This window comes from Williamsia muralis NBRC 105860 (assembly GCF_001598915.1).
Lineage (GTDB): Bacteria > Actinomycetota > Actinomycetes > Mycobacteriales > Mycobacteriaceae > Williamsia > Williamsia muralis.
Map to the genome: position 1 here is coordinate 1,028,882 of NZ_BDAP01000002.1, position 12,099 is coordinate 1,040,980.

At 66.1% G+C, this 12,099-nt stretch carries 14 protein-coding genes; 8 read left to right on the forward strand and 6 right to left on the reverse strand.

Annotated elements, in window-relative coordinates:
- Positions 1-65: 65 nt before the first annotated feature.
- Positions 66-1,553 carry an aldehyde dehydrogenase gene (locus tag WIMU1_RS11510; RefSeq protein WP_062797225.1) on the reverse strand — a complete coding sequence of 496 codons (1,488 nt, stop codon included), beginning with the start codon at positions 1,551-1,553 and terminating at the stop codon, positions 66-68.
- 196 nt (positions 1,554-1,749) lie between these two features.
- Between WIMU1_RS11510 and WIMU1_RS11515 the strand changes: the two genes are divergently transcribed.
- Positions 1,750-2,532 carry a putative protein N(5)-glutamine methyltransferase gene (locus WIMU1_RS11515; protein ID WP_062797227.1) on the forward strand — a complete coding sequence of 261 codons (783 nt, stop codon included), beginning with the start codon at positions 1,750-1,752 and terminating at the stop codon, positions 2,530-2,532.
- Here WIMU1_RS11515 and mhuD read toward each other — a convergent pair.
- Positions 2,519-2,824, reverse strand: a complete 306-nt coding sequence (gene mhuD / locus WIMU1_RS11520; protein ID WP_062797229.1) for a mycobilin-forming heme oxygenase MhuD — start codon at positions 2,822-2,824, stop codon at positions 2,519-2,521. The genes WIMU1_RS11515 and mhuD overlap by 14 nt on opposite strands.
- A gap of 161 nt (positions 2,825-2,985) precedes the next feature.
- Here mhuD and WIMU1_RS11525 point away from each other — a divergent pair, with 161 nt between their 5' ends.
- Positions 2,986-3,720 carry an alpha/beta fold hydrolase gene (locus WIMU1_RS11525; protein WP_084248212.1) on the forward strand — a complete coding sequence of 245 codons (735 nt, stop codon included), beginning with the start codon at positions 2,986-2,988 and terminating at the stop codon, positions 3,718-3,720.
- Between the two features lie 12 nt (positions 3,721-3,732).
- Here the strand turns inward: WIMU1_RS11525 and WIMU1_RS11530 are convergent, their stop codons facing one another.
- A complete protein-coding gene (locus tag WIMU1_RS11530) occupies positions 3,733-4,626 on the reverse strand; it encodes an HhH-GPD family protein (RefSeq protein ID WP_062797233.1) in 894 nt (297 codons plus the stop codon).
- On the opposite strand from WIMU1_RS11530, the gene WIMU1_RS11535 reads away from it, so the two are divergent.
- Complete coding sequence (locus WIMU1_RS11535) at positions 4,625-5,269, forward strand: carbonic anhydrase (RefSeq protein WP_062797235.1); 645 nt, start codon at positions 4,625-4,627, stop codon at positions 5,267-5,269. The genes WIMU1_RS11530 and WIMU1_RS11535 overlap by 2 nt on opposite strands.
- Positions 5,270-5,362: 93 nt before the next feature.
- Positions 5,363-6,148, forward strand: a complete 786-nt coding sequence (locus WIMU1_RS11540; RefSeq protein ID WP_062797237.1) for a hypothetical protein — start codon at positions 5,363-5,365, stop codon at positions 6,146-6,148.
- Between the two features lie 181 nt (positions 6,149-6,329).
- On the opposite strand, the gene disA is transcribed toward WIMU1_RS11540, so the two are convergent.
- Positions 6,330-7,412, reverse strand: a complete 1,083-nt coding sequence (gene disA / locus WIMU1_RS11545) for a DNA integrity scanning diadenylate cyclase DisA (RefSeq protein ID WP_023961255.1) — start codon at positions 7,410-7,412, stop codon at positions 6,330-6,332.
- A 47-nt stretch (positions 7,413-7,459) separates the two neighbouring features.
- On the opposite strand from disA, the gene WIMU1_RS11550 reads away from it, so the two are divergent.
- On the forward strand, positions 7,460-8,029 hold the full coding sequence (locus WIMU1_RS11550; RefSeq protein WP_062797238.1) for a PaaI family thioesterase: 570 nt from the start codon (positions 7,460-7,462) through the stop codon (positions 8,027-8,029).
- On the opposite strand, the gene radA is transcribed toward WIMU1_RS11550, so the two are convergent.
- Both radA and WIMU1_RS11560 read right to left on the reverse strand, forming a co-directional pair.
- Positions 8,026-9,423 (reverse strand): DNA repair protein RadA, encoded by a 1,398-nt coding sequence (radA, locus tag WIMU1_RS11555; RefSeq protein WP_030172737.1) that lies wholly within the window; start codon positions 9,421-9,423, stop codon positions 8,026-8,028. The two genes, WIMU1_RS11550 and radA, sit on opposite strands and share 4 nt — an antisense overlap.
- Before the next feature lie 46 nt (positions 9,424-9,469).
- Entirely contained in the window at positions 9,470-10,099 is a 630-nt protein-coding gene (locus WIMU1_RS11560) for a copper chaperone PCu(A)C domain-containing protein (protein ID WP_133248678.1), read from the reverse strand.
- Positions 10,100-10,457: 358 nt separating this feature from the next.
- Between WIMU1_RS11560 and WIMU1_RS11565 the strand changes: the two genes are divergently transcribed.
- From WIMU1_RS11565 to ispF, 3 genes are read left to right on the forward strand one after another with little or no spacing between them, the layout of a single operon-like run.
- Entirely contained in the window at positions 10,458-10,946 is a 489-nt protein-coding gene (locus WIMU1_RS11565; protein ID WP_030172741.1) for a CarD family transcriptional regulator, read from the forward strand.
- An 18-nt stretch (positions 10,947-10,964) separates the two neighbouring features.
- Complete coding sequence (ispD, locus tag WIMU1_RS11570; RefSeq protein WP_062797241.1) at positions 10,965-11,633, forward strand: 2-C-methyl-D-erythritol 4-phosphate cytidylyltransferase; 669 nt, start codon at positions 10,965-10,967, stop codon at positions 11,631-11,633.
- Positions 11,630-12,094 carry a 2-C-methyl-D-erythritol 2,4-cyclodiphosphate synthase gene (gene ispF / locus WIMU1_RS11575; protein ID WP_062797242.1) on the forward strand — a complete coding sequence of 155 codons (465 nt, stop codon included), beginning with the start codon at positions 11,630-11,632 and terminating at the stop codon, positions 12,092-12,094. The genes ispD and ispF overlap by 4 nt, the downstream gene beginning before the upstream one ends.
- Positions 12,095-12,099 lie beyond the last annotated feature (5 nt).

Here is a 12,099-nt window from a genome sequence, read left to right on the forward strand (position 1 = left end):
TCCGGTTTGGGCTACTTCCTCCGACTGCAACCGGAGGTTCTGGCTGCAGTCGGAGGAAGTGCGAACTAAGCGGTCGGGTCGTAACCCATCGGGAGGATGACCGACTTGTGTTCGAGGTACGACTCGAGCCCCTCCGGACCGTTTTCGCGCCCGATGCCTGAGTTCTTGTAACCACCGAACGGCGATCCCGGGTCGATGGCGTACCAGTTGACGCCGTACGTGCCGGTGCGGATTTGTGCGGCGATCTCCAAGCCGTGCTCGACGTCGGCGGTCCACACCGTGCCGGCGAGGCCGTAGTCGGAGTCGTTGGCGATTGCGACGGCTTCTTCTTCGGTGTCGTAATCGATCACAGAGATCACCGGACCGAAGATCTCCTCGCGGGCGATCGTCATGTCGTTGGTGACACCGGTGAAGATGGTCGGGCTCAGGTAGTAGCCGGACTCGAGGCCCTCGGGGCGGGTGCTGTCGAGAACTGCTGTGGCACCAGCCTCTTTGCCCTGACGGATGTAGTCCTCGACCTTACTGCGCTGCTTCTCGGTGATCAGTGGTCCGAGCTGGGCCTCTGGATCGTCGGGGAGGCCCGGCTTGAGCAGCTTCGCCGCTTCGACCATGGCGTCGACGATCTCGTCGCGCTTGCTGCTCGGAACAAGGACGCGGGTCTGCGCAACACACGCCTGCCCCGTGTTCATCAGACCGGTGAAGGTGAGCATGCCGGCGATCTCGGCAGGGTCGGCATCGGCGAGCACGATGGCCGCCGATTTGCCGCCCAATTCGAGCGAACAGCGCTTGAGCTGCTCACCGCATGCCGCGCCGATTGCCTTGCCTGCGGCGGTGGAGCCAGTGAAGGTGATCTTGTCGACGTCGGGGTGTGCGACAAGCGCTTTGCCCGTGTCGGGTCCGCCGGGAACCACGGAGAGCACGCCTTCGGGAAGGCCGGCCTCGGTGAACAGTTCGGCGATCACGTTGGCCGACAACGGTGTTTCCGGGGCGGGCTTGAGAACCACCGAACAACCGGCCGACAATGCGGGTCCGAGTTTGTTGCAGATCAGGAACAGCGGCACATTCCACGCGGTGATCGCGCCGACGACGCCGACGGGCTCACGGGTGATCTGCGTCTTCCCGAACAGACCGTCGCGGTACTCGTGCCAGGTGTAATTGATTGCGGCTTTGGCGTATTCGCGGAGCACTCCGGTGGCCGGCAGCTGCTGCAAGGTGGCGACAGCTGACGGGGGCGCCCCCATCTCCGACGACACCAGTTCGGCGATCTCGCCGCCGCGTTCGTCGATGAGGTCGGCGACTTTGGCAACCACAGCGGCCCGCTCTTCGGGAGTCTTGTTGCGCCAGACGCCGGAGTCGAAAGCCGCTCGGGCCGTCCGAACTGCGGTGTCGACATCGGTCTCATCGGCGAGGGGAGTGCTACCGACACGTTGGCCGGTGGCCGGCGAGTAGACCTCGAGGACATCGGTGGAGTGGGCGCTGGTCCACTTGCCGCCGATGTAGAGCTCTGCGTAGTCACGCGAGGTGGTGGGTGCCGCGTCAACGGTGTCCGTCATTGGTCCTCCAGTTGGTTATCACTTCAGCCCAATGTTAGAACACGTTCCAGTTTTGCGATACGGGTCTGATCTTTCACTTCGTGCCGAATAAGGGGGTCGGGTCGGCTCGCGATGCCGGAGGTTGCTCGCTTCGCGGACCGAGCGTGGCCGGGTTTTGTGGGCGCACCCCCGTGCCCACTCCACTACCGTCACACGGATGGAGGAATCCGACGCACTGCTGGCCCAGGTGGCAGCGCGGTTGCGGGCGGCGGGTTGTGTGTTCGCAGAAGATGAAGCCCGGATCCTGGTCGGCGAGGCCCTCGACCCCGGCACGCTCGAAAAGCTGGTGCGACGTCGGGTGGGCGGCGAGCCGCTGGAGTACGTCGTCGGTGCGGCGGAGTTCGGTGGACTGATGGTGGCAGTGCTGCCGGGTGTGTTCGTTCCGCGCCAACGGTCCCTGTTACTGGTCGACGTCGCGGCGGACGGAGCGCCGTCCGCCAGCGTGGTCGTGGATCTGTGCTGTGGCTCGGGCGCACTGGCCGCGCTGTACGCGGCGCGACATCCGGACGCGCAGATTGTGGCCGCCGACATCGACCCGGTGGCGGCCGAATGCGCCCGGATCAATCTGGCGGGTCGCGGCGAGGTTTTCTGCGGTGACCTCTTCGAACCGCTCCCCACGCACATCCGGGGACACGTGAATGTGCTGATGTGCAACGTGCCGTACGTTCCCACGGCCGCCATTTCGACCATGCCGCCCGAAGCCCGGGATTTCGAGCCTGCCGCGACTCTCGACGGCGGCCCCGACGGCCTCGACCTGATGCGCGAGGTCGTCGCGCAGGCGCCGGGGTGGTTGGCGCCCCGCGGCCGACTGGTGATGGAAGTGAGTGCAGCGCAGGTCGATTCGGCCCGAGAAGTGTTCACTCAGGCCGGGCTCTCACTGTCCGTCCACTCCGACGCTGAACGCGGTGCCACCGTGGTGGCAGGGGTCAGGACGGGGTGACGTCCAGGACCACCTCGAACTCGAGCAGGTCTGCACCCGAGGCGACGGGCTTGGCACGCTCGCCGGCGTGTGCTTCCCGTGCGGGCCCCGCCGCCCAGGCCTGAAAGTCCTCTTCGGACTCCCACTGGGTCACCACGAAGTAGCGGTCATCGCCCTTGACCGGTCGCAGCAACTGGAAACCGAGGAAACCCTTCGAGCCATCGACACTGTGGGCGCGATGGGCAAAGCGCTTCTCCAGCTCGGGTCCGGCGCCTTCGGGAACGGAAATCGCATTGATCTTCACAACAGCCATGGCGATCACCCTACCGGCGGAGTGTGCTCCTCAACTGTTCCCTGCGGCTGCTATCCGTGCCTGCTCCGGCCGGCGGTGACTCTGGCCGGAGTCATGCCCCGACGTAGCCGATAAGGTTCTACCCCGTGAGTGCGGACGCGGGTTTCATCGACTACGGCGGGATGCCCGGGCGTCCGCCGATCGTGCTGTTGCACGGGTTGATGGGTCGCGGCCGCACATGGCAACGCCAGATCCCGTGGCTTCGCAGGTACGGACGAGTGTTCGCTTACGACGCGGCGTGGCATCGCGGAGCGAAGAGCATCGAAGAGCCGTCGCCCGAAAATCTGTGCACCGAGCGGTTTGTCGGCGACCTGGCCGAAGTACTGACGTGGATCGACATGGGTCCGGCCGTTCTGGTGGGGCATTCCATGGGCGGCCTACACGCATGGTGTGCCGCTGCGGACTACCCCGAGCTGGTGTCTGCTCTGGTGATCGAGGACATGGCACCGGACTTTCGGGGTCGCACCACCGCGGGGTGGCGCCCATGGTTCGAGTCGTGGCCGGACCGGTTCGAGACACTTGCGCACGCGCAGCAGATGTTCGGAGAGGTAGCCGGCCGCTACTTCTACGAGGCATTTGACGACGGCGCGCTACACGGTCGTCTCGACGTGTGGGCGCAGATCGCCGAAGAGTGGGGTCGTCGTGACTTCTGGCAGCAGTGGGATGCGGTGGCGGTACCGAGCCTGCTGCTCGAGGCCGAGAACAGTGTCACCCCGCCAGGCCAGATGCACACGATGTCGCAAGCACACGAGAACGCAATCCTTTTGCGGGTCAGCGGATCCGACCACTTGATCCATGACTCCGCGCCCGACGAGTACCGCGGCGCAGTGGAGGCATTCCTGTCCGGACTGACGTGATCGGTCCGGCGATCATCCTTCGCCGGCCAGTGCGAACCGCCCATCGTCGGTGATCTCCGCCAATCCGTCGACGAGCAGCGAGTCGAGCGCACGATCGCGCTGTGCCGTGTCAGTGGTCCACACCAGATCGAGTCGCGCCCGCTCGACAGGGATGTCGCTGTCCCGCAACACATCCAACAGCAGTCCGCGCACCTGACGGTCGGTTCCGGCGAACTTCTGCACCTTGCGGGCAGGCCCATCATGCGCGGGTCGTCCGGCCGCGACCCACCGGCAACCGGTGAGAGGGCAGAGCGGGCAGCGAGGGTTCTTGGCGACGCAGACCAGCGCACCCAACTCCATCAGGGCCGCGGAGAAGCGGGGCGCGCGTGAGTCGGCGGGTAACAGGCCCGCGACATCAACGAGGTCGGCGCGTGCGGGGTTGCCGGGTTCGGCACGGCCGTGGACGGCCCGGGCGACGACCCGCCGGACATTCGTGTCGACCACGGGCACCGACTGACCGTAGGCAAAGCACGCAATGGCGCGGGCCGTGTAATCGCCGATGCCGGGCAGCGTGAGCAAGACGTCGACATCACTGGGGACCACGTCGCCGTGCTCGGCGGCGAGTACAGCCGAGCACGCGTGCAGCCGCATCGCGCGGCGGGGATAGCCGAGCTTGCCCCAGGCCCGCACCACTTCACCCACTGGGCTCGCGGCCATCGCCGACGGGACCGGCCACCGTTCGATCCACTGTTCCCAAATCGGCGCCACCCGTGACACCGGCGTCTGCTGGAGCATGATCTCGCTGATCAGGATGTGCCAGGCCGTGACGCCGCGACGTCGCCAGGGTAGGTCGCGTTCGGCCTCGTCGAACCAACTGAGCAAGTTGGTGGGCGGGACCGGAGAGGGGGAGTGCAGAATGTCAGCCATGGCTCAAACAACCCCCGCTCAGGCATGGAAATCGCTGCGTGAAGGCAATGAACGCTTCGTGGCAGGCAAGTCGCTTCATCCCAGTCAGGGTATCGAGGACCGCGCCCGGCTCGCTGCCGGGCAGCATCCGCGGGCGGTGCTCTTCGGGTGCGCCGACTCGCGGGTGGCAGCGGAGATCATCTTCGATCAGGGGCTCGGCGAGATGTTCGTGATCCGGACGGCCGGGCACGTCATCGACTCGGCGGTGCTGGGCTCGATCGAGTACGCCGTGGAGGTCCTCGACGTGCCGCTGATCGCCGTCCTCGGGCACGACAGCTGTGGTGCCGTCCGGGCGACACTGGACGCACTCGACGACCTGCAGATTCCCGGAGGATTCATCCGCGACGTCGTCGAACGCGTCACGCCGAGCATCCTGGCCGGACGAAGCGAAGGTCTCACCCGCGTCGACGAGTTCGAAGCCAGGCATGTCAAGGAAACCGGCCGCCTGATGGTTCAGCGCAGCCGGATCATCTCCGACAAGATCGAGCGCGGCGAACTGGGAATCGTCGGACTCACATACGAACTGGCCGAAGGTGTGGTTCGTCTGAACGGGACGCTCGGCGAGATCGGCGAGGATCCGGAGATGCCAAGCCTGGCGTCGTGAGCCACCGCCTTTGAGATGTCTCGCACAGAGGTTAAATGCGACACGCCGCGCGAGGTGAGCCGGTGGCCACCGCGGTGCCACTAGCGTCGGGGTGTGCTAGATCCTCAGGGCCCCCTGCCGCCGGAAATTTACTGGCGCCGACGCGCACTCGCGGTCGGCGTCCTGGTGGTGGTGCTTGCCGTGATCATCGGACTCGTCTTCTGGGTGACCGGTGACGACAACGGTAAGAACACGGCCAACAGCACCGAGCTGAATGCCTCGTCGAGCTACGCGCTGCCGTCGGCCTACAAGGATCCGTCGGCCTACAAGGATCCGTCGGCATCGCAGTCCGCGGTTCCCGGTGGCGGTTCGGGTGGTACCGGCGGAGGAGACGTCGCCGGTGCGAACCCCGATCAGCCCGGTGCCTCAGGTGCTCCCGGTATCCCGGGCGGCACCCCGGTCGGAGAGACGCCGCAACCTGTCCCCGCCAGCGGACTGTGCCCCGACCAGAACATCTCCGTGGTGCTCTACACCGACAAGCCGGCATACGTCGAGGGCGAGCAGCCGATCTTCACCATCGCCATCACCAACGCAGGGCTCTCCGATTGCACCCGCGACGTCGGCAAGGGCATGCAGAACGTGACCGTGCTGAACCTCGCAGGCGACCGCCGCATCTGGTCGTCCGGCGACTGCGCGCCGGTCGAAGGCGTCAACAACCAGCTCCTCAAGCCGGGGCAGCAGGTCAAGGACACCATCGACTGGTCCGGTACCACCAGCAGTCCCGGTTGCGAGACGCCGCGCCAACCCGTTGCTCCGGGTGCCTACCAGGCCGTCGCCAAGATCGGTGAGAAGCCGAGTGCCCCGATCACGTTCAACGTGAATCGACCGAACGCGCAGTAGTATCTGCTCGCTTCGCTCGCTTGTCGGTGTGGCCTCGGTCGGTTGTTCTTCCCTTCTCCTCACCAATAGCGGTCGGGCGGCCCGCGTTGTTTGGACTGACGATGAGCGAGCGCCAGCGATGCGAAGAGGAGGGAAAACGACGCGACCAGGCCGCCCAGACCACGCGAGCGAGCGAGCAAATTTAATCGAACCGTTCGATGCTGGACTCGGCCAGCCGGGACAGTCCCTCGCGGATGTGCCTGGCCCAGATGCTGCCGATGCCCTCGACCGCCTGCAGGTCGGCGGCGGTGGCTGCCAGTAGCGCTTGCAGCGTGCCGTAGCTGCGGACGAGCCGGTCGATGTGAGCGAACTGCAGACGCGGGATCCGGGCCAGCAATCGGTAACCCCGCGGGCTCATCGCGGTGTCCTGGGCGTCGATCGTATTCGGGTAGCCGAAAGCCCGGGCCAGGGCGGTGAGGTCCAAAAGATCGGTGTCCGTGAGGTTTTCGATGGCGGTGAGGGCTTGCTCGACCTCCATTGTGCTGGCGGGCTCGGGACTGGCGAAGTAGTCGCGAACCACCAGCTCGCGTTGAGAGTCGTTGTCGCCCACCAACTCTTCGAGCTGCAGCCGCAGCTGACGGCCGTTGACACCGAGTTCGAGAACGTAGTGTTCGATCTCCTCGGAGACCCGGCGCACCATCTCGAGCCGCTGCACAACGGTCATCGCATCGCGCAGCGTTACGTAATCTTCGATCTCTGATCGTGAAAGCGCGGTACTGACCTCATCGAGTCGAGTCTTGTATCGCTCGAGAGTGGCGACAGCGAGATTGGCGCGCGAGAGGATCGCGTCCGATCCCTCGACGACATACCGGATTCCGGCCACGTAGGCACTGACGATGGACATCGAGGCGCTGACCGAGATCACCGGGTAGCCGGTCTGGATGGCGGTGCGTTCGGCAGAACGATGCCGGGTGCCCGACTCTTCGGTCGGGATGGACGGGTCGGGCACCAATTGCACGTTGGCACGCACGATTCTGGCGCCATCGGTGGACAGCACCACCGCGCCGTCCATCTTCGACAGCTCGCGCAATCGGGTGGGAGCGAACGCGACGTCCAGATGGAAGCCACCGGCACAGATCCGTTCGACCTCGGGATCGTGCCCGATGACGATCAAAGCGCCTGTGCGGCCACGCAGGATGCGTTCTAGGCCATCTCGCAGCGGAGTGCCCGGCGCCAGCCGAGCAATCGTGGTGCGGAGCAGGTCCGAGGCCGGAACCTCAGCCATGAGGCGCCTTTCTGTTGTCCATGAGATGGAGACTAGATTAGCTGTCTGTGAAAACAACTTTCGTGCTGCCCGATGAGCTGGTCCCGGCAAGCCGTTCGGCCAAGGCCCCGGCGCCCGGTGAAGTGGTGCGGGCGCACAACCCGATGTGCTTCGGCTGCGGTGATCGCTCCGAGGCCGGTCTGCACATGAAGGCGATCGCGGGCGAGGGCACCGACGTCACCGCCCGGATGCAGGTGGAGCCCCGATTCGAGGGCGGCCCCGGCGTCATCCACGGGGGCATCCTCTCGACCGCGTTCGACGAGGTGATGGGTCTGACGCACTGGATGGTGGGCGCGATTGCTGTGACCGCGCACCTGGAGATCGACTTCGCCAAACCCATCCCGGTGGGCAGTGAACTACGGCTCGAGGCCGAGACGGTCGGCACCGTTCGGCGCAAGCTGTATTCGCGTGCCGTTGCCTACCTGGGCGACGACACCGAGCCCGTGGGCGTCGCGCACGCGATCTTCGTGCAGATCAAGCCCCTGGAGCATTTCAAGGACAGTTTCGAGGCGAGTGGTGCGGCCGAGTTCTACGGCGAGCGCATCGCCCGTCACGACCGGGGAAGCAGCAGCGTCTAGAACCGGTAGGGGCTGGCCGGACCTTTCAGTGCCGTTCGCATGGCGGTCTGCAGATCGGCCACCTGGGTGATCTTCATGCCCGACGGCAGATCGAGCGAACCGGCCGGGACGATGGCGTGTTTGAAGCCGAGTCGCTTGGCCTCGGCCACCCGTTTGCCGACACCGGCCACCCGGCGCACCTCGCCCGCGAGGCCGATCTCGCCGATGGCGACCATGGACCCGGGCAACGACCGGTCGGCCAGGATGGAGCTGAGCGCCAACGCGACCGAGAGGTCGGCCGCAGGTTCGCTGAGCTTCATCCCGCCGACGGTGGCCACGTAGACGTCCTGGTCGTGGGTGGGCAGATGGGCGCGAGCCGAACAGACCGCCAAAATCATTGCGACCCTTGCCGAATCGAGCCCGACAACCGCACGCCGCGGGTTGGCCAGACTCGATTTCGAGACCAGTGCCTGCACTTCGCCGACCAGCGGCCGTTTGCCGTCCATGGCGACGGTGATCGCGGTTCCGGCCACGCCGATGTCGCGGTGATGCAGGAACAGTCCCGACGGGTCGGTGACCTCGTGGATGCCGTCTTCACGCTGTTCGAAGCAGCCGACCTCATCGGCCGCGCCGAACCGATTCTTGATGCCACGGACCATCCGCAGGGTCGAATGCTTGTCGCCCTCGAACGAGAGGACCACGTCCACGAGGTGCTCGAGCGAGCGGGGGCCGGCTACGGTGCCGTCCTTGGTGACGTGCCCGACCAGGATCACCGCGATGCCCGAGTTCTTTGCCAGTGAGGTCAAAGCCGTTGTCACTGCCCGGATCTGGGTGACACCACCGTTCACCCCGTCGACGTTCTGTGCCACCATCGTCTGCACCGAGTCGACGATCATCAGCGACGGCATGACCGCCTCCGCGTGACCGAGCACCGCGCCGAGGTCGGACTCCGCGGCGAGGAAGATCTCGTCGTGTACCGCCCCCGTGCGTTCGGCGCGCAGGCGCACCTGGCCCGCGGACTCCTCGCCGGTCACGTACAGCGCGCGTTTGCCTTGCAGCGCCCAACGTTTGACGGTTTCGAGCAGGAGAGTGGATTTGCCCACGCCGGGTTCGCCGGCGAGCAGCATGACCGAACCGGGGACCACGCCGGTGCCGAGGACGCGGTCGAGTTCTCCGATGCCGGTGGGAAAGGCTGCGGTGTGGCTGACGTCGATTTGACTCATCGGCCGGGCGGGTGCGCTCGGGATGGTCGCGACCGTGGCGGACTTACCGCCGCCTATGCCCGCTCCACCGCCGGTGGCCATGGCGACCGCGTCGACAGAGCCCCATTCACCGCATTCCGGGCAGCGACCCACCCATTTGGCGACCTGGTATCCGCAGGCGCTACATCGATATGTCGATTTGGGTTTGGCCACCGCGCAACTCTAGCCACGGTGACCGACACCGAACCGCCGGAGCGGACTAGTGGCCTCCGCCGTGGTCTTCTTCGACCACGCCGCGGGCCTTGTCCTGGCGGGGCAGCAGTGGCCCGGCGTCGACCGGCACGTTGAGGGTGGTCTCGCCGGCCTGCTGGAAATCGAACGTCAGCGGGACCGTGAGGCCCGGTGTGATGGTCTTCGCGGCGCCCGTGATGGTGACGGTGATGCGCTTTTCGCTGGGGTCTTCTGGTTCTGCGCTGGTGGTGAGCAGCAGTCCCGGCGTGCCGGCCCGCAGCGATTTGGTGGCCGGGATCTCGGTGGGTCCGTCGATGGTGACCTTGCCGTCGCCGTTGGCGAACTCGATGCTCTCGAGCTTGTCGGCGACATCCGGGCTGGTGTTGGAGATCAGGAACGACATCTCGAGCGGGCCGCCGTTGGCGAAGGCCACATCTCCGGACTCGGGGAAGACAACCGCGACGTCGCGCAAGGCGAGCGGGCCGACGGTGGCCGAGTTGCCGTTGACGGCGGAGGCCTGGTTGGCGGTCTGCGAGGTCTGGCCCGCACCGCACGCGGTGGTGCCGAGTGCCAGACCGGTCGCGATCGCCCCGACGGCGATGGCCGAAGCCACCCGGCGTCGCCGGACATTACGGGCCGGCCCAAACTCTCGTTCCACCGAAACTCTCTCCACTGACACCGGTTTTCCTCCGAGGTAGGTCCTGATGCTGCGCCCGCTCGTCAGTCGGCTCAGGTGGCCCGAGAACCTGCTCAGGTCGACTGCGCAGTGCGTGCACTACGGAGCGTAGTGGGCCGGTCGCGAGAAATCGCGATGGGGTGCCGAAATCGCCGTGGAGAGCGTTCGAGATCGAGGTGCCCCGCGGGCCGTCGATGAGGGAGTTCGGGCAGTGTCCCAGCACACTTTTCAGGCATCGTCAAGGCTTGGCGGACCATGCCTACGCCGCTGACCTGCATCGTTGTCCGATGACGCGGAAGGCACCGTGGTAGACTCGGGGAATGGAAAGGGGCATGAAACATTGAATTTCAAAGTTGGTGACACCGTTGTCTACCCCCATCACGGTGCTGCCTTGGTCGAAGACATCGTGATCCGGACCATCAAGGGTGAGGCTGTCGAATACCTCGTCCTCAAGGTTGCGGACGGCGACATGACGGTCCAGATTCCTTCCACAAAGCTCGAATATGTGGGTGTACGCGATGTGGTCGGAGAAGAAGGCCTCGGAAAGGTGTTCGATGTGCTTCGCGCACCGCACACCGAGGAGCCGACCAACTGGGCTCGCCGCTTCAAGGCAAACCAGGAAAAGCTGATCTCGGGCGACATCATCAAGGTTGCCGAGATCGTGCGCGACCTCTGGCGTCGTGAGCAGGACCGTGGTCTGTCCGCTGGTGAGAAGCGAATGCTCACCCGTGCGCGCCGCGTCCTCGTCGATGAACTCTCGCTCGCGCAGAACACCAACGACGAGAAGGCCTCCATCATTCTCGACGAGGTTCTCGCCGCCGCTTCGTAGACCGGGCATCTGGTCGTCTTGGCATCTACTGTCGCGCTGATCCCGGCTGCCGGTCGCGGAGAGCGGCTCGGTGCCGGATTGCCCAAGGCATTCGTCGACCTCGCAGGCCACTCCATGCTGCATCGCGCTGTGCGTGGTGTGCAGGCCAGCGGGGTCGTCGAGCATGTCGTGTTGTCCGTCCCGGCCGGTCTCGTAGACCAGGTCCGGGCGGACTTCCCCGAAGTGACCGTGGTGGCAGGTGGCGCACAACGAGGCGACTCGGTGCGAGCGGCTCTTGCCGCCGCCCCCGCCGCAGACGTGGTCTTGGTCCACGATGCGGCCCGCTGCCTCACCCCGCCGACGTTGTTCGTCTCCGTCGTCGAGGCCGTGCTCGCCGGGGCCCACGCCGTGGTCCCGGGGACTCCCGTCACGGACACCATCAAGTCCGTTGATCCTGCCGGTGTGGTCACCGGAACCGTCGACCGCACGAGTCTGCGGGCGGTCCAAACTCCTCAAGGCTTCGATTTTGATGTCTTGACCTCGGCATACGCCAGCGCTGACGCCGACTTCACCGACGACGCCGGGCTTGTCGAATCCCATGGCGTCGCGGTCCACACCATCGCGGGAGATCCATTGGCTTTCAAGATCACCACCCCGTGGGACCTCCGCCTCGCCTCCTGGTTGCTGGCCGAGGAGGCTCGAACGTGAGGGTGGGCATCGGTACCGACGTCCACCCCATCGAGCAGGGCCGGCCGTGCTGGATGGCCGGGCTGCTCTTTCCCGACGCGGATGGCTGCGCCGGCCACTCCGACGGGGATGTCGCCGCGCACGCCCTGTGCGACGCCCTTCTCTCGGCCGCCGGACTCGGCGATCTGGGTTCGGTGTTCGGAACCGGACGTCCGGAGTGGGACGGCGTCAGCGGCGCCCGCATGCTCGGCCACGTCCGCGAACTCATCGAATCGGAGGGATGGCGCGTCGGGAACGCGGCAGTGCAGGTGATCGGTAACAGGCCGAAGATCGGGCCCCGCCGCGCGGAGGCCCAGCAGGTGCTCACCGAACTCGTCGGCGGGCCGGTGTCGGTGTCTGCCACCACCACCGATGGCCTCGGACTGACCGGTCGCGGTGAGGGCATCGCCGCCGTGGCCACAGCCCTGCTGCTTGACCAGTAGGATTG

What these genes read in the sequence shown, in the direction of transcription:
- WIMU1_RS11530 (WP_062797233.1), bottom strand. Translation starts at nt 4,626, where the DNA reads ATGGCTGACATTCTGCACTCCCCCTCTCCGGTCCCGCCCACCAACTTG.
- mhuD (WP_062797229.1), bottom strand. Translation starts at nt 2,824, where the DNA reads ATGGCTGTTGTGAAGATCAATGCGATTTCCGTTCCCGAAGGCGCCGGA.
- WIMU1_RS11535 (WP_062797235.1), top strand. Translation starts at nt 4,625, where the DNA reads ATGGCTCAAACAACCCCCGCTCAGGCATGGAAATCGCTGCGTGAAGGC.
- WIMU1_RS11525 (WP_084248212.1), top strand. Translation starts at nt 2,986, where the DNA reads ATGCCCGGGCGTCCGCCGATCGTGCTGTTGCACGGGTTGATGGGTCGC.
- WIMU1_RS11515 (WP_062797227.1), top strand. Translation starts at nt 1,750, where the DNA reads ATGGAGGAATCCGACGCACTGCTGGCCCAGGTGGCAGCGCGGTTGCGG.
- WIMU1_RS11510 (WP_062797225.1), bottom strand. Translation starts at nt 1,553, where the DNA reads ATGACGGACACCGTTGACGCGGCACCCACCACCTCGCGTGACTACGCA.
- disA (WP_023961255.1), bottom strand. Translation starts at nt 7,412, where the DNA reads ATGGCTGAGGTTCCGGCCTCGGACCTGCTCCGCACCACGATTGCTCGG.